Origin of the sequence: Daejeonella sp., assembly GCF_036405355.1 — a bacterium.
Classification (GTDB): Bacteria; Bacteroidota; Bacteroidia; order Sphingobacteriales; family Sphingobacteriaceae; genus Daejeonella.
This window is the reverse complement of the sequence record NZ_DASWXT010000005.1, coordinates 28,509-54,804: the sequence shown is the minus strand read 5'-3', so window position 1 is coordinate 54,804 and position 26,296 is coordinate 28,509. Positions and strand designations below refer to the sequence as shown.

The 26,296-nt window shown below is 41.2% G+C and carries 19 protein-coding genes and 1 other RNA gene; 3 read left to right on the top strand and 17 right to left on the bottom strand.

Annotated features, from left to right (window positions below; genetic code table 11):
- Positions 1-78 precede the first annotated feature (78 nt).
- Together VGE44_RS00515 and VGE44_RS00510 are read right to left on the bottom strand one after the other, a co-directional pair.
- A complete protein-coding gene (locus tag VGE44_RS00515) occupies positions 79-1,569 on the bottom strand; it encodes an arylsulfatase (protein ID WP_331075815.1) in 1,491 nt (496 codons plus the stop codon).
- Positions 1,570-1,600: 31 nt separating this feature from the next.
- The gene (locus tag VGE44_RS00510; protein WP_331075814.1) at positions 1,601-3,112 is read right to left on the bottom strand and encodes an arylsulfatase; all 1,512 of its coding nucleotides are present in this window, start codon (positions 3,110-3,112) and stop codon (positions 1,601-1,603) included.
- A gap of 164 nt (positions 3,113-3,276) precedes the next feature.
- On the opposite strand from VGE44_RS00510, the gene VGE44_RS00505 reads away from it, so the two are divergent.
- On the top strand, positions 3,277-6,003 hold the full coding sequence (locus tag VGE44_RS00505) for a sulfatase-like hydrolase/transferase (RefSeq protein WP_331075813.1): 2,727 nt from the start codon (positions 3,277-3,279) through the stop codon (positions 6,001-6,003).
- A gap of 265 nt (positions 6,004-6,268) precedes the next feature.
- Here VGE44_RS00505 and VGE44_RS00500 read toward each other — a convergent pair whose 3' ends face one another.
- The 9 genes from VGE44_RS00500 to VGE44_RS00460 all read right to left on the bottom strand — a co-directional run bounded on the left by VGE44_RS00500 (position 6,269) and on the right by VGE44_RS00460 (position 15,898).
- The gene (locus tag VGE44_RS00500; protein ID WP_331075812.1) at positions 6,269-7,684 is read right to left on the bottom strand and encodes an alpha-L-fucosidase; all 1,416 of its coding nucleotides are present in this window, start codon (positions 7,682-7,684) and stop codon (positions 6,269-6,271) included.
- Between the two features lie 19 nt (positions 7,685-7,703).
- A complete protein-coding gene (locus VGE44_RS00495; RefSeq protein ID WP_331075811.1) occupies positions 7,704-9,149 on the bottom strand; it encodes a sulfatase-like hydrolase/transferase in 1,446 nt (481 codons plus the stop codon).
- A 42-nt stretch (positions 9,150-9,191) separates the two neighbouring features.
- Entirely contained in the window at positions 9,192-9,683 is a 492-nt protein-coding gene (locus VGE44_RS00490) for a cupin domain-containing protein (protein WP_331075810.1), read from the bottom strand.
- 159 nt (positions 9,684-9,842) lie between these two features.
- Complete coding sequence (katG, locus tag VGE44_RS00485; RefSeq protein ID WP_331075809.1) at positions 9,843-12,050, bottom strand: catalase/peroxidase HPI; 2,208 nt, start codon at positions 12,048-12,050, stop codon at positions 9,843-9,845.
- Positions 12,051-12,349: 299 nt separating this feature from the next.
- A complete protein-coding gene (locus VGE44_RS00480) occupies positions 12,350-13,195 on the bottom strand; it encodes an SRPBCC domain-containing protein (protein WP_331075808.1) in 846 nt (281 codons plus the stop codon).
- A gap of 35 nt (positions 13,196-13,230) precedes the next feature.
- Positions 13,231-13,551 (bottom strand): metalloregulator ArsR/SmtB family transcription factor, encoded by a 321-nt coding sequence (locus tag VGE44_RS00475; RefSeq protein ID WP_331075807.1) that lies wholly within the window; start codon positions 13,549-13,551, stop codon positions 13,231-13,233.
- Between the two features lie 240 nt (positions 13,552-13,791).
- Positions 13,792-14,160: a transfer-messenger RNA gene (ssrA, locus tag VGE44_RS00470) on the bottom strand.
- An 87-nt stretch (positions 14,161-14,247) separates the two neighbouring features.
- Positions 14,248-15,444 carry a pyridoxal phosphate-dependent aminotransferase gene (locus VGE44_RS00465; protein ID WP_331075806.1) on the bottom strand — a complete coding sequence of 399 codons (1,197 nt, stop codon included), beginning with the start codon at positions 15,442-15,444 and terminating at the stop codon, positions 14,248-14,250.
- Positions 15,445-15,508: 64 nt separating this feature from the next.
- Positions 15,509-15,898, bottom strand: a complete 390-nt coding sequence (locus tag VGE44_RS00460; protein WP_331075805.1) for a DUF1573 domain-containing protein — start codon at positions 15,896-15,898, stop codon at positions 15,509-15,511.
- 186 nt (positions 15,899-16,084) lie between these two features.
- Between VGE44_RS00460 and VGE44_RS00455 the strand changes: the two genes are divergently transcribed.
- Positions 16,085-18,502 (top strand): alpha-ketoacid dehydrogenase subunit alpha/beta, encoded by a 2,418-nt coding sequence (locus tag VGE44_RS00455; RefSeq protein ID WP_331075804.1) that lies wholly within the window; start codon positions 16,085-16,087, stop codon positions 18,500-18,502.
- Positions 18,503-18,797: 295 nt separating this feature from the next.
- Here the strand turns inward: VGE44_RS00455 and aroC are convergent, their stop codons facing one another.
- The 6 genes from aroC to VGE44_RS00425 form a co-directional block, all read right to left on the bottom strand.
- Positions 18,798-19,901, bottom strand: coding sequence for a chorismate synthase (aroC, locus tag VGE44_RS00450; protein WP_331075803.1), 1,104 nt, complete (start codon positions 19,899-19,901; stop codon positions 18,798-18,800).
- 135 nt (positions 19,902-20,036) lie between these two features.
- Positions 20,037-21,269 (bottom strand): 3-phosphoshikimate 1-carboxyvinyltransferase, encoded by a 1,233-nt coding sequence (locus tag VGE44_RS00445; RefSeq protein WP_331075802.1) that lies wholly within the window; start codon positions 21,267-21,269, stop codon positions 20,037-20,039.
- Between the two features lie 2 nt (positions 21,270-21,271).
- Positions 21,272-22,375 (bottom strand): chorismate mutase, encoded by a 1,104-nt coding sequence (locus VGE44_RS00440; protein WP_331075801.1) that lies wholly within the window; start codon positions 22,373-22,375, stop codon positions 21,272-21,274.
- Between the two features lie 78 nt (positions 22,376-22,453).
- A complete protein-coding gene (locus tag VGE44_RS00435; RefSeq protein ID WP_324487173.1) occupies positions 22,454-23,281 on the bottom strand; it encodes a prephenate dehydratase in 828 nt (275 codons plus the stop codon).
- A gap of 256 nt (positions 23,282-23,537) precedes the next feature.
- Positions 23,538-24,596 carry a 3-dehydroquinate synthase gene (gene aroB / locus VGE44_RS00430; RefSeq protein ID WP_331075800.1) on the bottom strand — a complete coding sequence of 353 codons (1,059 nt, stop codon included), beginning with the start codon at positions 24,594-24,596 and terminating at the stop codon, positions 23,538-23,540.
- A complete protein-coding gene (locus tag VGE44_RS00425; protein WP_324487171.1) occupies positions 24,593-24,799 on the bottom strand; it encodes an RNA-binding S4 domain-containing protein in 207 nt (68 codons plus the stop codon). The genes aroB and VGE44_RS00425 overlap by 4 nt, the downstream gene beginning before the upstream one ends.
- A gap of 76 nt (positions 24,800-24,875) precedes the next feature.
- Here VGE44_RS00425 and VGE44_RS00420 point away from each other — a divergent pair, with 76 nt between their 5' ends.
- Entirely contained in the window at positions 24,876-26,069 is a 1,194-nt protein-coding gene (locus VGE44_RS00420) for a proline dehydrogenase family protein (RefSeq protein WP_331075799.1), read from the top strand.
- Positions 26,070-26,296: the final 227 nt, after the last annotated feature.

Here is a 26,296-nt window from a genome sequence, read left to right as displayed (position 1 = left end):
GAAAATTAATTTTCTCTTACGACAGTAATCATTTATCAATTTGGCAGAAAATATTCCTTTTCAAATAAGATCGATTCCTTATTTCTTTAACAACTCGTTTTGTAATAGATTTTTCAATTCGCCTAATTTTGCAGGAACAGAAGTTGCAAGATTATATCTTTCAGAGGGATCTCTGCTAAGATCGTATAGTTGTTCTGATTCATCGTTACCATATTCGATATCGATTTTAGGATTGTAAGCAGGGCCTTTATTCGGTTTGATATACTTCCAGTTGCCTTGTACGATACTTAAGGTGCCCGACTGCTCGATAACATGAGTTCTTCCCTTACTATCGGTACCCAGCCAGGTTTTAAGCTGATTCTGACTGTCTGAAGCTGAAGCTACATCATATTTTTGATTCGTTAAACCGGCCATTGTTGCCAGAAAGTCAACCTGAGATACCAAAGCTCCGGAGACTTCGTCTGCTTTTACTGATGGATGCCTGACGATGAATGGTACCCGTGTTCCAGCTTCAAAAGCACTGTATTTGCCTCCTCTTAAGCCTGCTGCAGGCTTATGTTTTCCAATATTCTCTTTCGAACCATCATGGTATCCATCATCAACAACAGGTCCGTTATCACTTGTTAAAATAACCATAGTGTTTGAACTCAATTTAAGCGAATCAAGTAATTTCATAAGCTGCCCAACTGAATCATCGAACTGCAAAATAGCATCGCCCCTGTTTCCAAGACCACTTTTGCCCAAAAATCGGGAATTAGGGACTCTCGGAACATGAATGTCATGAGTAGAGAAAAAAAGGAAGAATGGGTTTTGGCTGTTCTTTGAAATAAATTCTTTGGCTTTGTCGGTAATTCGCTGGGCAATATCTTCATCCTTCCACAGAGCACTGGTTCCACCAGTCATGTAACCTATACGACCTACTCCGTTGATTATGGTGTTATCATGCCCGTCAGAATGTTTCATTCTTAAAAGTTCAGGATTATCTTTCCCTGTTGGCCACTGACCTATTTTATTTACATAATTAACCTCAATCGGATCTTTTGGATCAAGATTTACTACACGATCATTTTCAACATAAACACAAGGCACCCGGTCGCCGGTTGCGGGGATTAAAAATGCATAATTGAATCCTATATCCAGTGGTCCGTTAGATATCTTACCATTCCAGTTAGGGCCTTCGGGACCACCAAGACCCAGATGCCATTTACCTACAACTGCCGATTGATAACCTGCTTTACCGAAAACAGAAGCTACACTCTGCTGCCCGCCTTTAATTAATGCAGAAGCATTTCCAGGGGCTATCCCTGTATCATTCCTACGAAATGCATAACGGCCGGTAAGCAATGAATACCGGGATGGAGTACAGGTTGCAGAAGTACTATAAGCCCTTGTGAACCGTGTACCTTGTTTGGCTAATTTGTCAATATTAGGTGTTTTTATAGCTCTAGCACCATAGCAACTCAGATCACCGTAACCCAGATCATCGGCATAAATGAGAATTATATTTGGCTTCTGTGCGAATGATTCTGCAGTCAGAATCAGTAATAAAATTAAAAAGCGATACTTCATGTCTTAGTATTAAAAATCAGGTCCGATAGGCTTAGTTTTTGATAATCTTTGGGTCAATGAATTCCCAGTCGAGGATATGGGGGTGAATATGTTCCCGTTTTACAATAGCATTCATTTTTTCAATGATTTCAGGATGTTTAGCTGCAAGATCATTGTGCTCATACTGGTCGCTGCCAAGATTAAAAAGCTCCCATGGACCTTTTGGGTTTTTTCTCACATTTCGTTTTACCCCTTTCCAGTTTCCGATTCTGACAGCCAATTGCCCTCCGTTTTCAGGGTACTCAAAATAAAGGAATTCATGTTTTTTCTGCTCTGTTTTCTTACCCAATAACTCCGGAACTAATGATTTTCCATCTGTTAGCTTAATTTTTGAGCCAGTCAACTCAGCAAGGGTGGGCATTATATCATATTGAATAGAAACATGATCACTCACAGTATTTGCTTTGATATGATTTGGCCATCGGGCGATGAAAGGTACCCGTATTCCGCCTTCATATAAATCCATCTTTAATCCTCGTAAGCCTGCAACGCTGTTAAAAAATTTTGTGTCTACCCCCGCCGAAAAAGTTGCACCGTTATCACTTGAAAACATGATGATCGTATTTTCATCAAGTCCGAGTTTTTTTATCCTGTCCATAATGATTCCTACCTGATCATCCAGATAGCTGATCATTGCAGCATAGGTTGAGAGTGGATATTTATTTGGAGCATAACCATTTTCGCCATAATAGGGCTTTTCATCAAACTGGCCGACATATTTCCTGACAGTCTCTTCAGGAGCCTGCAAAGCCAGATGCGGCAGGGTATAGGGCAGATATAAAAAGAAAGGTTGTTTACTGTTCTTATCAATAAAGGTCAATGCCTTCTGAGTGAATTTTGCAGGTGCATAATCTTTGCCTCTGAACTTTTCAAAATCTGCATCTGTTGCAGTCTTAGGATCAATTTTTCCATGAACACTGAATATATGATTGTTCAATGCATCCCATTTGTCGTTTTCCCAGAGGTGGGTAGGATAGAAATTGTGAGCCTGTTTCTGATCTAAAACCCCGTAATAATAATCGAAGCCATGATTCAGCGGACTACCGGTGGTTCCGGTTACCCCCATTCCCCATTTCCCGACAAGCCCGGTATGGTAGCCTCTTTCTTTGAGCATTCTGGCTATTGTATATGCGCCTTCATGCAGGGGCATCTGCCCGCCCTCCAGACTATCAGCGAAACCACCCATTTCATAATTTCCTCTGATGTAGGAGTGTCCTGAGTGTTTACCCGTCATTAATATACTTCTGGATGGGGCACAGACCGGTGCTCCGCTATAGTGCTGCGTAAAACGCATTCCCTCCCTGGCCATACGGTCAAGGTTGGGGGTTTTTATTTTTGTTTGACCATAGCTGCCCAATTCTCCGTAACCGAGATCATCAGCATAGATGTAAATGATATTTGGTTTAGTTTTTTGTTCCTGAGCTATAGTGAGCAAAGGAATAAGGAAAAATAAAACAAACAGGTCTGATGTTCTTAAGTATTGATTTAAAGTATTCCTTGACACTTTCAATATTTTTTGGATCAAAATTGAATGACAAGATAGAAAAATTGTATTCACAATTTCATTCAATATACTTTATGTAATGAAGAAATACTTCCTTCTGAATTCAATCATGCATTTTTATTACCTGAGCATCATTTTTTGGTTTTATTATTTAATTTAGTCAAATGCTTAAGATCAGATACTCCCTTTTAATTGCTTTGCTTTCAGTTATTTCGATGCAGGCATTTTCCCAGCAGAAGAAAAAGAATATCATCGTATTTCTGGTTGATGATATGGGTTGGCAGGATACATCTGTGCCTTTCTGGTCTGAATCAACCCCTTTGAATTCGATCTATCGTACCCCAAATATGGAGCGTCTGGCCAGGCGTGGAATGAAATTCAGTAATGCCTATGCAAATTCAGTTTGTACACCAACCCGGGTTAGTCTGGTAACAGGAATGAATGTAGCCAGGCATGGAATAACTAACTGGACCAATGTGAAGAAAAATACACCCACTGATTATCCGGACAGTGTTCTGATTCCCCCGGTGTGGAACCATAACGGACTTGCATTGGCAAAAGGTATTAACAATACGATTACAGCTACGCCACTGCCCATGCTTTTAAAGCAGGCAGGTTATTTCAATATACATTGCGGAAAGGCCCATTTTGCTCCTTATGGTACCCCTGCATCAAATCCTTTAACAATTGGTTTTGACGTGAATATTGCTGGAACAGCAGCTGGCCACCCGGGAAGTTTTCTGGCCGAAGACCGTTACCGAAACAATCCAAATGACACTACCTGGGGCGTCAGGGGATTGGATAAATATGCGGATCAGGGCTTAAATCTTACAGAGGCTCTGACCAGAGAGGCCATTGCTACTTTAGCATCAAACAGGACAAATAAAAAGCCATTCTTTTTGTACATGTCGCATTATGCGGTGCATCTGCCATTCAGTAAAGACAAGCGTTTTTATCAGCACTATATCGATAAGGGTTTGTCGGACACAGAAGCCCGATATGCAGCCTTAGTTGAGGGTATGGATAAAAGTTTGGGTGACCTGATGGATTATCTGGAGAAAGAAGGAATATCCGATGATACCTATATTCTATTTCTTTCTGATAATGGTGGATTAACAACTACACCAAACAGGGGTGGACTGGCACATACTCAAAATTTGCCATTAAAAATGGGGAAAGGGTCTTTGTATGAAGGGGGAATTCGTATTCCGATGATCGCAGCAGGCCCTGGAATAACCAAAGCCAGTACAAGCAATCAATATGTTGGGATTGATGATGTTTTTCCAACAGTGTTGGAATTGGCAGGACTCAAAAAATACGAAACCATACAGCAAGTTGACGGAAAAAGTATCAGTCCTTTTCTGTTTGATTCAAATAAAAAAGACAATGAGAAGATTCTGTTATGGCATTATCCGAATAACTGGACAACTATCAATCTGAAAGGAATTTCCTGGGCTTCTGCCATTCGCAAAGGGAATTGGAAACTTATTTATTTCCACAAGGCAGCTAAGCTGGAACTATATGATATTCAGTCAGATATTGGGGAGAAAAACGATCTTTCAATGCTGCAAGCCAAAAAGTTGAAGGAGATGGCCGGGCTTCTGACCACTGAGCTGAAAAAAAGAGGGGCAGTAATGCCGACTTATAAAAAAAACGGGCAGCAGATTCCGTGGCCGGATGAATTATACGAACAGATCGCAGATTCATTAAGGCTTCAACAAGTTATTCAGCCTCATGGAAAGCAAAATGCGGCTTCAAATAATTTTATTCCGCCATCCAATTACCATATTCATCGTCAGAGCTTACAAAACAGCTATAATAAGTTTAGTCAGGAGAAAAAAGGGAGGGTAGCATTCATGGGGGGATCGATTACGGAGGGTGGTGCCTGGCGCGGGAAGATAGAAAGCTATCTGAAAGGCCGTTTTCCGGATACTGATTTCGAATTTATCAATGCCGGAATCAGTTCGACCGGAAGTACTCCCGGAGCATTCAGGCTGGAGCAGGATGTGCTTTCTAAAGGTCCGATCGACTTGTTTTTTGAAGAAGCTGCTGTGAATGATGAGGTGAATGGCTTTGATGGGAAATCACAATTAAGGGGGATGGAAGGCATAATAAGACATGCATTAAGACGCTATCCGGATATGGATGTAGTGATGCTGCATTTTGTCGATCCCCCAAAACTTGAAATTTATAAGAATGGCGGTGTTCCGGAGGTTATTGTCAATCACGAAAGAGTAGCCGAGCAATACAAAGTGAACAGTATTCATCTTGCCAGAGAGATCAGTGATCGTATTATTGCGGGCGAATTTAACTGGAAAGATGATTTTAAGGATCTTCATCCATCACCCTTCGGACATGAGATCTATGCCCGCTCGATCAGCACATTTTTGGATAATGCATTCGCAATGGCTGCTTCAGACAGTCAGAAACCTACAGCCAGAAAATTGCCTGAAGCGCTGGATAGTTTCAGTTATACCTCAGGCCAGTACCTGCCTGTTAGTCAGGCAAGAAATGTGATTAACTGGAATTTTATTGAGAAATGGTCGCCTAAGGACGGTGTTTCGACAAGAAAGCGTTATGTTGATGTTCCTGCAATGGTCGCAGAAGTATCCGGTGCTGAAATGAAGCTTGACTTTAGCGGAAAGGCCATCGGTATATGTATTACTTCCGGTCCGGATGCAGGTATAATTGAATACAGTATTGATGGATCTGCTTTTAAAAAGGCAGATCTGTATACCCAATGGAGCGGGGGGCTTCATCTTCCCTGGTACATCATGTTAAATGATCAATTAGATGATAAAAAGCATACGGTGACTATCAGAACTCTTGCAGAGAAAAATAGTAAGAGTAAGGGCAATGCCTGCAGAATTTTACATTTTCTGGTTAATTAGGCGGCAGCCATTCAAAACAATCTTTTTCCAGCTGAAAATCAGATTAGGATGATAGAATTCGGACTGGATTAAGTTTAATCTGATGTCTGATGTTCTTAAACGCGATTGCAGCGGATACCGGCCTGTGACTAAGGCCTGTGGAGTATGAGCGAAAAGCGGGACGAGCATTAAAAAAAATCACAATAGCACATTTCAAAAAATAGATAGTTAAAATCACCACAATACCCCCTTCCCTTTAATAAAAAATACTAAACTCTGTTTTTGATTAATTGCCTGAAGAATTATAAACTGAAAAGTCTCTTATAACGGGCTCAGCAATGCTTTTGGTAATATTCAACCTAAGTGCTGATACTTCTATCTGATCAAATTTGGCTATGAATTTATGACCTATACTTGAACCTTCACTAATCAAAATCCAGCCATTTCTGGTTTTACCTTCAATACTAAATTCCCGGACCCGTTCACCATTGACAATGTCTTCCATAAGAACCAGGTGGTCAATCTTCTGGTAAGATTTTAATCTTAATTCATAATTCGAGCCCTTTCCTGAAACCCTTCCAAGAGCTGAGGAAAAGCGTTTTTTGATTTCCATTCCAAATTCCTTCATTCGGTTAACATCAGGATCCGGAATAAGGCCTTCTGCATTTGGCGTAATACCAAGAATAAGTGTTGAATTTCTGCCAACGGAGCCATAATACATATCCATCAGGTTTTCAAGTGGTTCAATGTGTTCTTCATCACCTGGTTCCCAAAACCATTCATGGCGACCTTTATGACCCCGTAATGGAGCATCACTCATTGCCGGCATATAATATTTTCCTTCCGGATCGCCCTCTTTAAGTAATTGAAAATCATTTTTGAAGATCTCTTTCTGATTGGTGGAGTGAGAATAGGGGAATGGATAGGTGCCCCAGCAAGGATAATTGACCTTTCCTGTTTCACTTCCGCCCCAGCGAATATCTGCCCTTTGGGTATTATGATAGAAAATAATATTTGGCTGGTATTTTTCTACAACAGGCAGGATATCTGGCCCGCCTAATTCGGGTCCATGTGCACCTCCATCAAACCAGACCATGGCCAGTTCTCCATATCTTGACATCAGTTCTTCCGTCATTTTTACACAAAGCTTGTTATAATATTGTTGCCTGTTCTTTGCGAATGGAGAATTGTCATTATGAACCATGAAATCATAAACTCCATAATAGGAATTCCAGCGTATCCCGATATAAAGTCCGGGTAAGATGCCGTATTTACTACAGGAGGCAACAAAATCACGTACTATGTCGCCTTTTCCATCCTGAAATTTAAGAGCCTTCATAGAATAGGGGTTCACATCAGATTGGTAAAGTGCAAATCCGGTTTCATGTGTTACTGTAAGAATCGCAATCTTGCCTCCCATATCCTTTACAGATCTGATCCATTGATCAGTATCCAGTTTTACAGGATTAAAAATATTATAATCGGCGATAGGTGTGATTCTGTTTAGCGCCTGGTCATACCTTTTGCCATCAAAAACATGCAGATCATAAGAGATTAGTGCCGTAAGTTCAGCATCCTGCCATACCAACTGACTTTTTTTAGGAAGCGGTATGTTCTTTTGACCATAGAGCCTGTCAGTTAAGACAAGTATCAGGCATGCAGTAATTAAAGCAATGTATTTATTTGAAGTAATGAACATCATTCTAATTGATTTTCTGCTTTCAACTACCACGGGATTTCTGATTTTTCTTTCTTCCCCAATCAGGCAGATCAATATTAAGATCGTCGAATGCAACTGTCATTTGCTGTTTCAGGAGGATCCTCATTCGCATTAGCTTTTCACCGTATGCAGGATCTTTAGAAAGATCTTTAATTTCTAAGGGGTCTTTTTTGAGATTGAATAACTGTGTAGTCGCAATTCCATCTACATTATAAACGATCATTTTATATCCATCCTCTGATTTAATACTTCTGCTCCAATGACCGTAAACATTGTAGATAGATGACCTGACTTTTCTTGCCGGATCCTGAATAACCGGTAATAATGAACGTCCTTCAACACTTGAAGGTCTTTTTACATCCAGATAATCTATTATTGTGGGTGTTATATCACTCAGATAGGTAAATCCTTCAGTTTTCTTGTTAACAGGTATACCGGGACCTGAAATGATCATAGGTACCCTGATGCTGTGTTCATAAAGATTTTGCTTGCCGAGTAATCCATGCTGTCCAACTGCCAGGCCGTTATCACCGGCAAAAACAATTAAAGTATTTTCTTTCAGGCCGCTTTTCTCCAGTGCTTCTAAAATCCGGCCAACCTGGGCATCCATTTCACTGACCATTCCATAGTAAAGAGCAATGTCTTTTTTTATAGCTTGCGGATCCCTGGGAACGGGTAACAACTGTTCATCCCGTACATTCAGATCACCATTATCAAAGGGATGTTTGATCAGGAAATTTGCCGGTAAGGTGATTTTTTCCGGATCATACATTGTTGCAAAATTCCCTGGAGGAGTTCTTGGGTCATGTGGCGAAGTAAAGGCAACATAACAGAAAAATGGCTTTGCCTTAGCGGTGGAACTGTTTAAAAAGCGGACAGCATTATCCGCATAAAGCGTGGTACTATAAATATCACTGACCCGCTTGCGGTTTTCATTATAAACACCTGCACTATCGAAAAGAAATACTGTTGGATGTTCCTGTCCGCCGAATTTTGGAAAATGCATTCCGCCAAAAAAAATATCTCCGCCTGTGCTGAACATCCGGCTATGGGATGCTTTATCACTATGCCATTTACCAGTATGGTAGGTGTTATAACCCTGTTTCCGTAGTACTTCAGGTAGACTGACAATACTGTCGGGGATAATATTTCCGTCACCGGGAAGCCGGTTCACATAGCGGCCGGTAAGCAGCATTACCCTGCTAGGGATACAAACTGCACCCTGATGGCCGCCCATTACATGAGCCTGGGTAAACATCAGTCCTGATTTTGCCAGTTTATCCAGATTGGGTGTTGAAATCTCCTTGTTCCCGGCAGCACCTAAGGCATGATAACTATGATCATCTGAATAAATAATCAATATATTTTTTGCCCTTTTGGTAGGTTTTTGGGCAATTAAACTCGTTGGAAGTATAAGTGCCGCCAGAATAAATGATAGAATTCTCATGAATGAAATCTTGTGTTTATTATTCTGTAATTTAAAGATTTTTCACTGACGACAAAGTCTTTCGATTAAGCTTGCATATTCGGGGTATTCTGATTTCAGTTCTTCAGCCCTGGCCAGCTCAAAATCGGCGAAATCAAATCCCGGAGCTACTGTACAGCCAACAAAGGAATATTCTCCACTTGTTTCTGAGGCAAACCATGCCCCGGCGGGCACGATGGCCTGATATACTTCTCCCGCATCCCTGTTTTTACCCAGACGGATCAGTTCGTAAGTTCCGTTAAGATGAAGTACATGCACTTTCAGGCTCTCGCCTTCATAAAAATGCCAGCATTCATCACTTTTGATTCGGTGGAAGGCTGAAAATAAATCTTTTAATAACAGAAAATAAATGGCGGTACTGAAAGCCCGCCCACCTGAAAATCTTAATGGTAATCCGTTTGCAGGAATACTTTCTTCTGAACGGTAAGTCTCTTTAAAATAGCCTCCTTCCGGATGCGGGAGTAAGTTATATTGGTGGATGAGGTTTTGAATCATTGTAAAATGTTTCCTGAAATTAAAAAATTGAGGGTATTAATTTCTTTAGCAGCAATTTTAAATGTTAATCGAATAAAAACCATTTAATAAGTCAGAAAGGTATAAAAAAAGGTGGTCCATTACCTGACCACCTTTTTATTAAATTATTTAGCTATTAAATCAGGCCAGATCAAAGCGGTCAAGATTCATCACTTTAGTCCAAGCAGCAACAAAATCCTGAACGAATTTATCTTTCGCATCCTCACAGCCATAAACTTCAGCAATTGCACGAAGCTCTGAGTTTGATCCGAAGATCAGGTCTGCGCGGGTAGCAGTCCATTTGATTTCACCACTTGCACGATCGCGACCCTCAAATGCTTGCTGAGATTCGGAAATTGCTCTCCAGCTTGTGCCTAAATCAAGCAGATTCACGAAGAAGTCGTTGCTCAGTGCTTCCGTATTTTTTGTGAAGACACCGTGCTGAGACTGATCAAAGTTTGTGTTTAACACACGCATACCGCCTACAAGAACTGTCATTTCGGGTGCAGTTAGCGTCAGTAATTGTGCTTTATCGATCAGCATTTCTTCTGCAGAAGAAGTCGCCTTGTTTTTTTGATAGTTGCGGAATCCATCTGCAAGAGGCTCTAATGCTGCGAATGAATCTACGTCAGTTTGATCTTGTGAAGCATCACTTCTTCCTGGCGTAAATGGAACCGCTAAATGATGACCGGCATTTTGTGCGGCCTTTTCGACAGCAGCACAGCCAGCGAGGACAATCAGATCTGCAAGGGAAACTGCTTTATTCCCTGACTGAGCACTATTAAATTCTTGCTGAATGCTCTCCAGTTTATCAAGCACCTGAGCAAGCTGAGCCGGATTGTTGACTTCCCAGTATTTTTGAGGAGCCAGGCGGACGCGTGCACCGTTTGCACCGCCACGTTTATCAGAACCACGGAAGGTTGATGCCGAAGCCCATGCCGTAGAAACCAGTTGGGATATTGAAAGCCCTGATTCAAGTATTTTAGCTTTCAGTGCAGCGACATCATTATTGTCGATCAATTCATGCGAAACTGCAGGAATTGGATCTTGCCAGATTAATACTTCAGAAGGAACTTCTTTACCAAGATATCTTGAAATAGGCCCCATATCACGGTGGGTAAGCTTATACCAGGCTTTCGCAAAAGCATCTGCAAACTCATCAGGATTCTCGTGGAATCTTCTTGAAATTTTTTCGTAAGCAGGATCTACCTTAAGTGCCAGGTCGGTTGTCAGCATCGTAGGTGCATGACGTTTAGAGGGGTCATGTGCATCGGGGACTGAATCAGCACCCATTCCATGCTTTGGTTTCCACTGATGCGCACCTGCCGGACTTTTAGACAATTCCCAGTCGTAACCAAAAAGGTTCCAAAAGAAGTTATTACTCCATTTTGTTGGAGTGGTGGTCCATGCACCTTCAAGTCCACTTGTAATTGTATCACCTGCATTACCACTGCCATAGGTGTTTTTCCAGCCAAGCCCCATTTCTTCAATGCCGGCAGCTGCAGGTTCTTTACCTACATACTGACCCGGATCAGCAGCACCATGGGTCTTACCGAAAGTATGTCCCCCGGCAATCAGAGCCACTGTTTCTTCATCATTCATTGCCATACGGGCAAAGGTCTCGCGGATATCACGTGCCGCTGCAAGCGGATCCGGGTTTCCATTAGGCCCTTCAGGATTTACATAAATCAATCCCATCTGAACAGCAGCCAGAGGGTTTTCAAGATCACGGTCGCCAGAATAGCGCTGATCTCCTAACCATTCCTTTTCGGCACCCCAATAGATATCTTCTTCAGGTTCCCAAACGTCTTCACGTCCACCGCCAAAACCGAAAGTTTCAAAACCCATTGATTCAAGCGCACAATTTCCAGTTAGGATCATCAGATCTGCCCAGGAAATTTTCCTGCCATATTTCTGCTTGATTGGCCAAAGCAGCAAACGTGCTTTGTCAAGATTTGCATTATCAGGCCAGCTGTTCAGTGGTGCAAAACGCTGTGTGCCGGAGCCTGCTCCACCACGACCATCCTGGATACGATAAGTTCCGGCACTATGCCAGGCCATACGGATGAAGAATGGACCATAATGACCATAATCAGCCGGCCACCAGTCCTGTGAAGTGGTCATTAATTCGAAAATGTCTTTTTTTACAGCATCCAGATCCAGACTTTTAAACTCTTCGGCATAGTTGAATCTATCTCCCATTGGGTTAGATAGCGTAGAGTTCTGACGCAGAATGTTCAGTTTTAACTGATTTGGCCACCAGTCGCGGTTGCTTGTGCCACCACCTGCGGCTGGTTTTAATGAACCATGACCAAACGGGCACTTGCCCTGGGATGTGTTATTTTCCATTTTTATTAAAGATTTATTAGATTATGTTGAGTATAGGTTTTTAATTAAAATTACCTAATCAAAGCTACATCATAAAACATTATAAATCTTATTGATTGTGTTTATGCTAATATAGATTTTGTCTATGAAAACCTTCCATGATACATTGTGGATTCCTTGTTTATGGATCTATAAAAGATCACAGCCTTTAATGGGGGCTGACCTATATTCTGATTGTAGCCTTGCAGTATTCTGGGAATGCTTTTTTGGAGATTAAACACAGAGCAACCGAGAATACATTTAAGCAGGAATATTTTTTCTTACCGACTTTCTGATAGCTCTTTTATAATTTTCAAGGCTTCATCCCACATTGAACTATGGTCTTTGATGTGTTTTATTGCAAGGGGACCAGATTCAATTGTAAGGACACATTTTCTGTCATCGTTCTTTGAAAGTTTATACTTCTCAGCGTACTCTCCTGTCTGAGCGCCTTCAACTGGTTCAGTATCATCGAAAAAATCAATCTGCAGGTAATCCTCCGGGCGATGTTCCTTCACAAGACCATATGCTCCAATTCCACCTTCCAGATCGGTCCAGATTACTTCTGATCCAATTTTCCAGGAGGTTTTAACTAAAGATCCAGAACCAAATGCCATGGCCCACTGATTGTCTGGGTTGAGTAGAATATCCCAGATTATCCCCGGTGAAGCATTAATTGAAATTGACTTCCGGATTATTTCTGTTTCAACGAAATTGGGAAGCGCTTCATTAATGAAGTAGTTCCAGCCACCTGTAAAACTTTCAATCCTGAAATTTGGATTATCCTGAGGGAAGCTCTCCAATCCTTTATGTGTCAATCTCAGTCGTGTTTTATGTTCACCTTCTTCAAAAAGCTCCCAGGTCAGCACCGAATAGCCTTTATAATCGGGGTAGGTCCATGAGTAACTTAGCTTATTCGGGGGATCACATATCAATATTTCACATTCATGTAAGTACTGTACATTTTCATCTCCTCCGGTAAACTGAAATTTGAATCCCTTTTCTGCCCTGAATGTTTCAAGATCGAAATACCATTCTTTCATCTGGTCTTTATCAGTTATAGCTGACCATACTTTTTGAATCGGGGCATTGTAAATGCGCTCAACAACGAGTGGTTTAGTTTCCATATTTATTTTATTTAAGATGATTTTTATTAGATAGGTCAGGGAACATCAGGGCGCTCGAGGAAATCACCCAGGGCATCCAGTTTGAGGTTCCAGAATTTTCGGTATTGACTTAGCCAGTTATCTATTTCTTTCAATTTTCGGATATCTGCACTGCAATGCCGTTCCCTGCCCGTTTGCTTCACCCTGATCAATCCGCATTCAGTAAGAATTTTGATATGTTTTGAAATTGCCGGGCGACTGATATCAAAGTGTCCGGCTACGGCATTGAGATTCATAGAACGATTACTGAGTAAATCAATAATTTCCCTTCGGGTAGGGTCAGCTATTGCCTGATATACATCTCTTCTTAAGTCCATATATTTGAAACCATGTGGTTACAAATATATAGGATACCATATGGTTACGCAAAATTTTATTTAATAAAGTTTGGATCTCCTGATTAATAGGGAAGGTTTATGCATAAGGAAGCCTGATACGAGCCCTTTCAAGTAAAAGTAAATGCTCATTTCTGCTTAAAAATATTGCATAAAAAAACCAAGCCTTTCAGGACTTGGTTTTTTTATTTCGCTCAGCCTGCGGCCTGGCTTTTGATCATCAAGTGGAGCCGGAGGGATTCGAACCCTCGTCCAAACATGGGACATGTTACGCTTTCTACATGCTTAGCTGTTGTTTAATTGTCGGGAAGGGGAAGGTCAACCGCTTACCTGTACCGTCTTCCGTAGATGTCTTGTCTTACCGGATTATCACACCATTAAACCCTGGCCAGTCCTGTTGTTCGATGCTCCTGATGTCAGACTACAGAACAGAATCTGACGGAACAAAAGCTTACTTAATTCTAAATTAAGCAGCTAAGGCGTAGTTATTTTCGCCAATTGTGGTTTGAAAGTTCAGATTTAAGCGCTAATACTTACAATGCGCTGCATGCTTACATACCTGCCTCCATCCTGTCAATTCCGGTCGGCCCCTGAATTTTATGCTGGAGATTATATAATACCTGGAGATTATATAATACAAAGATACGAAATATTACAATAGCATCCCTGCAAAAGCCACTATACCCGACCCGGATACACTTTTAATGCCTGCTCAAGGCAGGTCATAGCAGCCTCCAGATCTTCCCTGTTCAAAACGTATGCCAAACGTACTTCATTGGTTCCAGCCCCTGCAGTGCTGTAAAATCCTGTCGCAGGTGCCATCATTACTGTCGAATTTTCATATTCAAACTCTTCCAGCATCCACTGGCAGAATTTATCCGCATTGTCGATCGGGAATTTTGCAACAACATAAAAGGCACCACCCGGGTTCGGACAAAATACCCCTTCAATTTTGTTAAGCCGCTCAACAAGTGTATTCCTGCGGATGGTATACTCCTTATTTACCTGTTCAAAATAGCTGTCGGGTGTGTCAACAGCGGCAGTTGCTGCAATCTGTTCAACCATACCCGGACTCAGACGCGCCTGCGCGAATTTCAATCCCGCGGCAATTACTTCCTTGTTTTTCGTAATCAGGCATCCCAGACGGGCACCACAGGCACTATATCGTTTGGAAACAGTGTCCAGAACGATCACATGCTGATCAAGTCCTTCGAGATGCATCGGAGAAATAAACTCCTTACCATCATAGCAGAACTCACGATAGGCTTCATCAGAGAACAGGAACAGGTTGTATTTCAGGCATAATTCCCTGAGAGCTTCCAATTCTTGTTTTGAATACAGGTATCCGGTTGGGTTATTTGGATTACAGATGATGATAGCCTTGGTCTTCGGACCAATCAGTTTCTCAAATTCAGATATCGGAGGGAGAGCAAATCCATTTTCTATGACAGACAGGATGGGCTTTACCACTACATTGCTCATGCAGGCGAATCCATTGTAATTGGCATAAAAAGGTTCAGGAATGATTATCTCATCCCCTTCGTTAACACAGGCCTGCATTGCAATAGTAATGGCTTCAGAACCACCTACTGTTACCAGGATCTGCGCAGGATTGATGTCATAACCCAGTTTATTGTAATATTCGGTCAGCTTGGTACGATAAACCAGAGTTCCTTCAGAGGGAGTGTATGCCCAAACCTTAAAATCTATATTTTTTATCGCATCGAGCATCCCCTTAGGGGTCTCAATATCCGGCTGACCAATATTTAAGTGGTAAACCTTTTTTCCATCACGTTTTGCCTGATCAGCAAAAGGAGTAAGCTTTCGAATTGGAGAAGCAGGCATTTGCCTGCCTTTACTTGAAATTTCTGGCATGGTACAAAATTAAAAAACCTCTCCGAATGGAGAGGCTTTTTAATTTTTAATTTAAGATTATTTATCAGCCTGCGCTCCGAACCTCACCTTTAACATACAGCACTTTAATAGGAGTTCTTGCATTGGATTTGACCCTCACGGCTTTTGTAAAGCCTGCCTGTGGCAAAGCGGCATCATAAGTGATTGTAATGATTCCCTTACCACCTTCTAAAATAGGTTCTCTTGTGAATTTGGTCATAATACAATCACAGCTAGTTTCAATGGATGAAATAATCAGTGGCTCAGCACCTGTATTTGTGAAGGTGAACTCGGCACTAACCGGTGTACCCTGCGGGATCTGCCCGAAATCATGTGTTTCTTTGTCAAATTTGAATTCTGCCTTGTTCTGAGTCTGCATCGACTTAAAAACCACAATTACAATCAGGGCAGCTAACAGGATTAATATTTTTTTCATCTTTTATTTATTTTAGCAATATCAGGCAGAATCGTTCAAATATCATTCCAAATCAGGTGATTGCATTTATTTATTAATCATCCGGATGTTATTATTTGGATAATTCCGGAAATAGCGAATTATTATTTTGCATAAGGATTATCATTTCCTGCACTCTTTTCTTATTTTTGGCCATAAAGCAATTCTATGATAGAAACCCGGGTAAACGAGAACAATCTGCAGGAACAAGAGGAATTAAGCTTTGAAGCATTCAAAAGCATAATCGTTAATGATTACAAAATTGCTTTTGAAAGCAGGCAGGCTAGTCTTTTGGGTCGTAAGGAAGTTCTGACCGGTAAAGCTAAATTCGGAATCTTCGGGGATGGCAAAGAGGTAGCTCAACTGGCTATGGCTAAGGTCTTTATGGCCGGCGACTGGCGTTCAGGGTATTACCGTGATCAAACCTTTATGCTTGCTGCAGGTATGTTAACGATGCCTGAATTCTTTGCTCAGCTTTATGCCAATACAGATCCTGATGCTGACCCGGGTTCGGGTGGCAGACAGATGAATTGCCATTTTGCAAGCCGTCTTTTAAACGAAGATGGAAGCTGGATGGATCTGACCAGTACCAAGAATTCATCCTCAGATATTTCACCTACGGGTGGACAAATGGGGCGTCTTGTTGGTTTAGCTCTGGCTTCGAAGCTGTATAAGAACAATCCGGATCTTAATTATTTAAAGAATTTCTCAGTAAATGGTAATGAAGTTGCTTTCGGAACCATAGGTAATGCTTCAACTTCAGAAGGTATTTTCTTTGAGGCTATCAATGCTGCCGGAGTACTGCAGGTGCCAATGGCAATTTCTATATGGGATGATGCCTATGGTATTTCTGTTCCAGCCGAGTATCAAACCACCAAACAGGATATTTCTGAAATTCTGAAAGGATTTCAGCGTGATGATAAGGGTGAAGGGTACGAGATATTTAAAGTCAGAGGCTGGGATTATCCCGGTTTGTGTGAAACCTATGAAAAAGCGATCAAAGTTTGCCGTGAACAGCATATTCCGGTAATGATACACGTTACTGAAATGACGCAGCCTCAGGGGCATTCGACTTCAGGTTCGCATGAACGTTATAAAAATAAGGATAGGATTGCCTGGGAAAATGAATACGATTGCATGTTGCAGATGCGCAAATGGATGATCGAATCAGCTATATCTACAGAAGATGAGTTGAATGAGATTGAAGCAAATGCCAAAATATATATTCGTAATTGTCAGAAGAAGGCCTGGGCTGAATTCAATTCAGGGATGAAATCAGAGCTGGATACAGCGATCAGCCTTGTTGAAAAGACTCAGAAGCCTGAACTTATCCGGTTAGCCACTCAGCTTAAAACAAGTATCGACCCATCCCGTAAGGATGTCATAGCAATGGTCAGAAATGCAATAAGATTATTGCGACATGATCATTCAGAAACTAAAAAGGCATTGCTGGATTGGTATGAACAGCAGCAAGGCCATATTTTTGAGCGTTATAATTCCAAACTTTTCACAGGATCAAAGGAATCTCCGTTAAATCTGCGAGAACTTAAGCCTGAATATTCCGAAAGTTCAAAAGAGGTTGATGGCAGGGAAATTCTAAATGCATGTTTTGATGCAAATTTCGCTCGCGATGCCCGTGTTCTTGCCTTTGGTGAGGATGTTGGGGCAATCGGGGATGTGAATCAGGGTTTTGCCGGTCTGCAGGCCAAGTTTGGTAAAAGGAGGATCACGGATACCGGTATCCGTGAAATGACCATTATAGGCCAGGGAATAGGTCTGGCTTTGCGAGGTTTAAGACCCATAGCAGAGATACAATATCTTGATTATTTGCTATTTGCATTAAATATTCTGAGTGATGATCTTGCAACGTTAAGTTACCGTACTAAGGGAAGACAAAAAGCTCCGCTTATCGTCAGAACGAGAGGACACCGTTTAGAGGGAATCTGGCATTCAGGTTCTCCGATGGGGGTGATTGTCAATTCTTTAAGGGGGGTACATGTTTGTGTGCCCAGAAATATGACTCAGGCCGCAGGTATGTACAATACCCTCCTTCGTGGTGATGAGCCTGCTTTGGTGATAGAGTGCCTTAACGGTTACCGCCTGAAAGAGAAATTGCCTGATAATGTAGGTGAATTCAGAGTGGAACTGGGTAAAGCAGAGATTATTCGTGAAGGAAAGGATATCACCGTTATTTCGTATGGTTCAACTTTGAGAATAGTGGAACAGGCTGCTGAGGAACTTGAGCGTTTAGGTATAGATATTGAAATTGTTGATCCACAGACGTTTTTGCCCTTTGATCTTGGCAACCTGTGCGCAGAGTCTTTGAGTAAGACCAATAAATTACTTGTAGTTGGTGAAGATGTTCCGGGAGGTTCATCTGCTTTTATCATGCAGCAGGTACTGGAACGTCAGAATGGATACCGGTTTTTAGACGGTCAGCCGCATACACTTACTGCCAAGCCTCATCGTACCCCTTATGGTTCTGATGGTGATTATTTCACCAAACCCTCTGTGGATGATGTTGTTGAAATTGTTTATGCAATGATGAATGACAGTTTCCCGGATAAGTTTCCGAAATTGTTTTAATAATTGTGAACAACCTACCGTCATTTCGACGAGCGGATTAATTTTTTTTTTAATCAGGTGATTTTTATCGCGAGGAGAAATCTGTTGAGTAACATTGTTCCGTGCCATCAAGGAACAGATTTCTCAGTCGTACCTCCTTCGAAATGACGGACAATCCAATACCGTCATTTCGACGAGCGGGCTAAAATTTTTGTAATCAGATGATTTTCAACGCGAGGAGAAATCTGTTGAGTAAGATTGTGCAATTTAAGTACAGATTTCTCAGTCGTTCCTCCTTCGAAATGACGGGAACCTCCTAAAGCCTGATAACCTTATTCCTCAATAAATGATCAGCCAGAACAAGTGCAGTCATGGCCTCAACAATTGCTACTGCGCGGGGCACAACACATGGATCATGCCTGCCCTTGCCCTGAACATTTGCTGCATTACCTGCAGAATCGAGGCTGGCCTGATTTTGCATGATAGTTGCTACCGGTTTGAATGCCACCCTGAATGTAATATCCATTCCGTTTGATATGCCGCCCTGAATTCCACCTGAATAGTTAGTCAGAGTACGGAAATTGCTGTTTTCCTGTCCTTCTGCAGGGGCTACAAAAAGATCATTATGCTCAGAACCTCTCATTTCAGAACCTGCAAATCCGGATCCATAATCAAAGCCATGAACGGCATTGATACTTAACATCGCTTTGCCTAAATCGGCATGCAGTTTGTCAAAAACAGGCTCACCTAATCCAACAGGACAGTTTTTAACCAGGCATGAAATTTTTCCACCTATCGTATCTCCTTCTTTTCTGATCCCATCGATCAGTTCAATCATCTGGTTGGCGGTAGCCGGATCTGCACAGCGTACAATATTACTCTCCCTGATCTCAAGCAATTCTGGAATCGAATTTATTGAAAGTAAGGGTGCTTCAATGGTACCTGCTGCTGATACATGCGCAAATATTTCGATTCCTGATTGTTGTAATAAAAGTTTAGCTATTGCTCCCGCTGCTACCCTTGCAGCTGTTTCTCTCGCCGATGATCTCCCGCCACCGCGGTGATCGCGATGCCCGTATTTGGCATCGTAAGTATAATCTGCGTGTGAGGGACGATAGGCATCTTTGATATGCGAATAATCTTTTGAACGCTGATCTTCATTCGGAATGATCATCGCTATAGGAGTGCCTGTAGTTTTGCCTTCAAATACTCCCGACAGAATCTGTACTGTATCACTTTCCTTGCGCTGGGTTGTAATCTTTGATTGCCCGGGTTTACGCTTATCGAGCTCAGACTGGATAAAATCCATGTCGACCACCAGATTAGAAGGACAGCCATCGATGATCACACCAATAGCTTCACCATGTGATTCTCCGAAAGTTGTGATGCGGAACAGTTGACCGAATGAATTGCCTGCCATTTTTGAGTTGTAAGTTGTAAGTATTAAGTAGTAAGTATTAAGTATTAGGTTCTGGGAATTAGGATTAAAGATGAAAATTTCAATTCATAGTGCGATATCCTAATTCTCCACCCGATAGCTATCGGGTCTCAATTCTCAACTAATATTGAATCCTGCAAGTTCCAGATGTTTCCAGAAATCCGGATATGATTTTTCAACAACCAGATGATCTTCGATTTCAAGCTCCGGCATAACCAGAGCAAGTGGTGCAAAGGCCATAGCCATTCTATGATCATCGTAAGTTGCTATCTGGATTTTTTTATTCAGATCAAGCCCTGAGCAATCCAGTTTATAGGTTTGATTCTTTTCAATCAGTTTTACTCCGATCTTAGCCAGTTCAGTTTGAAGCGCATTGACCCGGTCGGTTTCCTTAATTTTCAAGGTCTCCAATCCGGTGAAGGTAGCATCATGTCCCAGTGCTGCACAACAAACAATTACTGTCTGTGCCAGATCCGGACATTCCTTAAAATCAAAGATCTTTCTCTCCAATTTCTTTGCTTCCTTGATTAAGTAAACACCCCCATCTTTAAATTGCGAGGTAATACCAAAGTTGGCCATAATCTCAGTGATCATGCTGTCGCCCTGCAGGCTGTATCCATTCAATCCCGGGAGGAAAAGACGGGCTTCTTTGGATAATGCCGCAATAGCATACCAGTAAGAAGCCGCACTCCAGTCGGGTTCAACATTGATTACCGACTTATTGAAAGGCTGCTTTGCAATGCTGATCACATTATCAGTCCAGGTATGTCTGATGCCAGCCTGTTCCATCATTGCCAGCGTCATCTGAACGTATGGTTTTGAGGTTAATTCTCCCTCAATAACCAGATTCAAACCCTGTTCAAGTTTTGGAGCAATAAGTAATAATGCAGAAATATACTGACTGCTGATATTGCCTTTAATACTGACCTGATTGGTTTTCTGCTTAATCGGGCCTCTGATTTTTAATGGAGGGAATCCTTCTTTTTCTGCATATTGAATATCAGCGCCAAGCGTTTTTAAAGCATCCACCAGAATCCCGATAGGACGCTGTTTCATGCGTTCCGATCCGGTTAATAGAATTTCTGTTTCCTGTAAGGAATAAAAGGCAGTTAAAAAGCGCATGGCAGTACCTGCCGGACCAATATCAACCACTTTATGTGCCTTATCCCTTAGGATATTGTTTAAAGTAACAGTATCAGCAGCTTCAGAAATATTGTCTACCCGGACTGCACCATCACTCAAGGCCTGCATGATCAATGCGCGGTTACACTCGCTTTTTGATCCGGTCAGGGGTATGGTGCAGTCCAGTTTTTTATTTGCTGCTGATATTTTTATGCTTGCTGAACTCATTGTTATTCAACATTCACTTTATCGTTCATGATTTCAGTTTGCTTGCGGATAGATTCGCTGTGAATTAATTCCAGAAGTTTACCTGTAAAGTTAAGATCCAGCTTTAAAGCCTTTGCAAATGCACTGCGTTTGTTCATGATCTGATCCCATCGGTTTACCTGAAGGATAGTTACTCCGTTATCACGTTTGAATTCACCAATCTTTTGTACAACCTGCATTCTTTCGGCTATTTTCTGAATGATCTGATCATCAATTTTGTCGATGCTGGTACGCAGATCAGCCAGTTTATCAGTAAATTCTTTGTCTTTACTCTCTGGCTTACGCAGTGTAAGAAGTTCCATTAATTCTGATAATGCAGCAGGGGTTAACTGTTGCTTTGCATCAGTCCATGCTACAGAAGGGTCAAGGTGCGACTCAATCATCAATCCCTGCATGTCAAGATCAAGGGCTTTTTGAGCAACATATTGAATTAATTCACGGTTTCCGCAAATATGGCTTGGGTCATTGATGATTGGAAGTTCAGGGCATAGAGTTTTTAGCTGAATGGCCAGTTCCCACATCGGTTCATTTCTGAATGCAGTTTTTTCAAAAGAGGAGAAACCTCTGTGAATAGCGGCAAGCTTTGTGATACCTGCATTATTGAAACGTTCCAATGCACCTACCCATAACTGAAGGTCAGGATTAACCGGGTTTTTAACCATCACCGGAATGTCTACACCTTTAAGGGCATCGGCAATTTCCTGTACTGTAAATGGATTTACCGTTGAACGTGCACCTACCCAAAGGATATCAACTCCTGCTGCCAGGGCTTCTTCCACATGTTTTGCGTTTGCTACTTCTACTGCGGTAGGTAAGCCTGTTTCTTCCTTGGCTCTTTTTAACCAGGTTAAACCAATACTTCCAATTCCTTCAAACTCTCCCGGACGGGTACGTGGTTTCCAGATTCCAGCTCTTAAAACAGAAACCTTTCCTGTTTTTGCCAGTAAATGTGCGGTAGCCAATAGCTGATCTTCAGTTTCAGCACTACATGGCCCTGCAATTAATAAAGGCTCATTTTTTGTTTTTACCCAGGTATTTAAGGGTTCTAATTTTAAATTTAATTTCATCGTTTTAATTTTTGGTCCGGAACTAGCCAGGAGATTGATTATAGTATCGTTTTTAATTGTTATTTGCTTTGTTTCAGGTTAAACTTTATCGTTTTTCAGGTACTCACCCATGATAGTAAAGTTGATCGTATGTTTTAAAACCTGCCGGATCGCAGAATCATAATCGGCCTGGTTTTTCCATTCTATATCAACGTAAAAATTGTATTCATTTCGTTTTCCAAGTACGGGCATTGACTGAATTTTACTCAGATTGATCTTGTGCGAGGCAAAGATATTCAGGACGTCAGCCAGGGATCCAACGGAGTTTCCTACCTGGAAACTAAGTGAGGCTTTATTGACTTCAACATTTTCTAGTGGTTTATTTGCGAGAATAAGGAATCGGGTAAAGTTTTTCTTATTCGATTCGATTCTTCTTTCCATTACCTCCAGATCATAAAGTTTAGCCGCAAGCAGATTAGCAATAGCTACGGTGTCAGTCAGGTTTTCTTCCCTGATTTTTTTCGCGCAGGCTGCAGTGTCACTGCTTTCAACTACTTGTAAATGAGGAAATTCTTCGAAGAAATCACTGCATTGACGGATGGCGATTGGATGCGACTGTACATACTTTACGTCCTCAAATTTTACTCCGGGAAGCGCAAGCAAATGAAGTTGTATCGCCAGATATACCTCACCGACTATGGAGAAGTTGTATTCTCTTAGCAGGGTATAGTTAGGTAGAAGACTTCCGGCAATTGAATTTTCAATAGCCATAACCACATAATCTGCCTGTTTATTCTTCAAAACCTCACAGGTTTTTTTGAATGATTCGCATTCAATGGTCTCGATATCAGTCCCGAAGAATTTAAATGCCGCCTCTTCGTGAAATGAAGCCCGGATTCCCTGAATAGCTACTCGTTTTTTCTGCATTTGATTTTAAATAAAAAAAGTCCCTGCTTTTGGGCAGGGACTTTTTGCTAATTTCTATATTAAGATCTATTGCATATTTTCCCCGCTCTTACCGTGATAGTAAAAATAAGCGAAGTAATATGTAGTTGAATTTTTCATCCTTATGTTTTCCAAATGTAGCACAAAATTTAATTCTGTCAATAGAAAAAAATATTTTTTTTACAAATTTAGATTTTTGACCTAAATGGTATTGGGTATATAATCAATAATCCAGGATTCAGGAACAGCTTATGTAATAATCCAAACTCTCAAATATCTCTTCTTCGGTACAATAAATGTCGTATCCGCATTTACCAATTTCACTTAATAAGGAGAAGCTGATCTGCCCTGCATTGTTCTTTTTATCATTTTTCATAATTTCAAGAAGGTCAGAATAGCTGGTTTTATTTAATTTATAAATGGGATAGGTGTTTTGAATAGTTTTTACAATTTCCGAAAGTTCTTCTTTTTTAAGCCCATTTTTCTTTTCAGAGAGAAAAGCTTCGCAAATGAAACCGATTGCTATCGCTTCTCCATGTAATAATGGACTTTTATCATGCTTCAAAGAGTAACTTTCAATTGCATGTCCGATCGTATGTCCGTAATTCAGAATTTTTCGTAATCCCTTTTCAAAAGGATCTGTGATGACTACTTCATTTTTAATTTCAATGGAACGATAGATAATTTCATCACTCAGGTCTTTTGGAACAATTCCCTTAAGCTTTTCGAACAGGGAAGCATCGTAAATGAGTCCGTGTTTAATTACTTCAGCATATCCTGAACGCAGTTCCCTATCACTTAATGTTTTCAGGAACCCCGTATGAATATAAACCGCTTTTGGCTGAGTAAAGGTGCCTATGATGTTCTTGACATTCTCCATATCTACTCCGGTCTTGCCACCAACAGAAGCGTCAACCTGGGATAAGAGGGTAGTAGGTACCTGTACAAAATCAATACCCCGTTTGAATGTTGAAGCCGCAAAACCACCCATATCAGTAATCACCCCACCGCCAAGGTTGATCATGATGCTGTTTCTGTCGGCACCAAAGTCAAGAAGCATTCTCCAGATCCCGATACAAAAATCAATATTCTTATTTTCCTCACCGGGTGTAACTTCAATCAGATCAAATTCAATTGATCCCAAAGCTTCCTGTAACGCGGGCAGACAATGAATTTCTGTATTGCTGTCAACCAGAACAAAAACTTTGCTGTATTTCTTTTTATTTAAAAATGCAGATAATTCCTGCAGACTGCTCTCAAAAAAAACGGAATAGCTTATACTCTCAATAGGTTTCATGTAACTTTTATTTTTTGTCCTTTGAATTCAACGATATCGCCACGCCTAACTTTCAGGCGTTTGCGCAGATCCACCTCTCCATTATACTTTACTAATCCCGCCTCTACCACAATTTGGGCTTCTCCACCGCTTGGGACCAGGTTCATCGCCTTTAGTAACTGGATCATCGGAATGAATTCTCCTTCTAATTTAAATTCGAGCATGCAGCAAACTTACAAATTTTAGCTTTTGTATGTTAATATCTCAATATTTCTACCTTTGTGCAATAAACCAATTATTTTGAAGAGCCGCCCGGCAAAAAGCCATAATTTATCATTTGATAATACTGAGATCGCTTTTCGTGGAAAAACGAATGCAGATCTGACCCGTGCATACTGGTTATTTAAGTTTATCAGTATTAATTTTTTTACGAAGATTGGTCCTCCGATAACCAATGCAGCCCTTAAGCTGGGCTTACCAATTAAATCCCTGATTAAAGCTACCATCTTTCGTCAATTCTGTGGGGGAGAGAGTATTGCAGAATGTGAACAAACTGTTGCCCAGCTTCACGCCGGTAGTGTGGGGTCGATTCTAGATTATTCGGTTGAGGGGGAAGATGATGAAGAAGTATTTGATCATACCTGTGAAGAAATCATGAGAACGATCCGTCATGCAGATGGTGACGATCGCATTCCTTTAACAGTGTTTAAAGTCACCGGATTGGGCAGATTTGCTTTACTTGAGAAGATAAATTCAGGACAAGCTCTTGAAGCCGCTGAAAAATCAGAATTTCAACGGCTGAGTCATAGGGTTGATCAGATCTGCGGACTTGCACATGAACTGAAAGTCAGGGTGATGATTGATGCAGAAGAAAGCTGGATTCAGGATCCGATAGATTCGATGGCTCTTGAAATGATGCGCAGGTATAATCAGGAGCAGGTAATCGTTTTTAATACCTACCAGCTATACAGAAATGACAAATTAGCTTCCCTCAAGGCGGATGTCTCATTGGCAGTTTCAGAACAATTTATACTTGGAGCCAAGCTGGTTAGGGGTGCATATATGGAAAAGGAACGTGAGCGTGCTGAAGAAATGGCTTATGTTTCACCAATTCATTCTGATAAGCAATCCACAGACAATGATTATAATGATGCCTTAAAATTCTGTATCAGTAAGATTGATTTCGTTTCCTTTGTTGCAGGTACTCACAATGAATTTAGCTGTGAGTTACTGACTAAATTGCTCGAAGAAAAGGGTATCCCACATGATCATGAGCATATTTACTTTTCCCAATTACTTGGGATGAGTGATAATTTAAGCTTTAATCTGGGTTCAGCAGGATATAATGTTGCGAAATATGTTCCTTATGGGCCCGTGAAGGCAGTTATGCCTTATCTTTTCAGAAGGGCGGAGGAAAACACATCAGTTGCCGGGCAAATGGGCAGAGAACTTCGATTGATCTCGGCCGAGATGAAGCGGCGGAAACTGAAGTAGTATCAAGTATCAAGATAGGGAATAAGGAACAAGGAACAAGGAATAAGGACCAAGGAATAAGGAACAAAGACAATAAATGCTAATCTCCAATTAACTTGAATCAGTCTTTGCTCTTTATTCCTGGATCAAAGAATAAAGTATCAATACAAATGACGCTAATCTCCAATTGACCCCAATCTGTCTTTACTCCTTGCTCTTTGTTCCTTGATCAAATAAAGTATCAATAC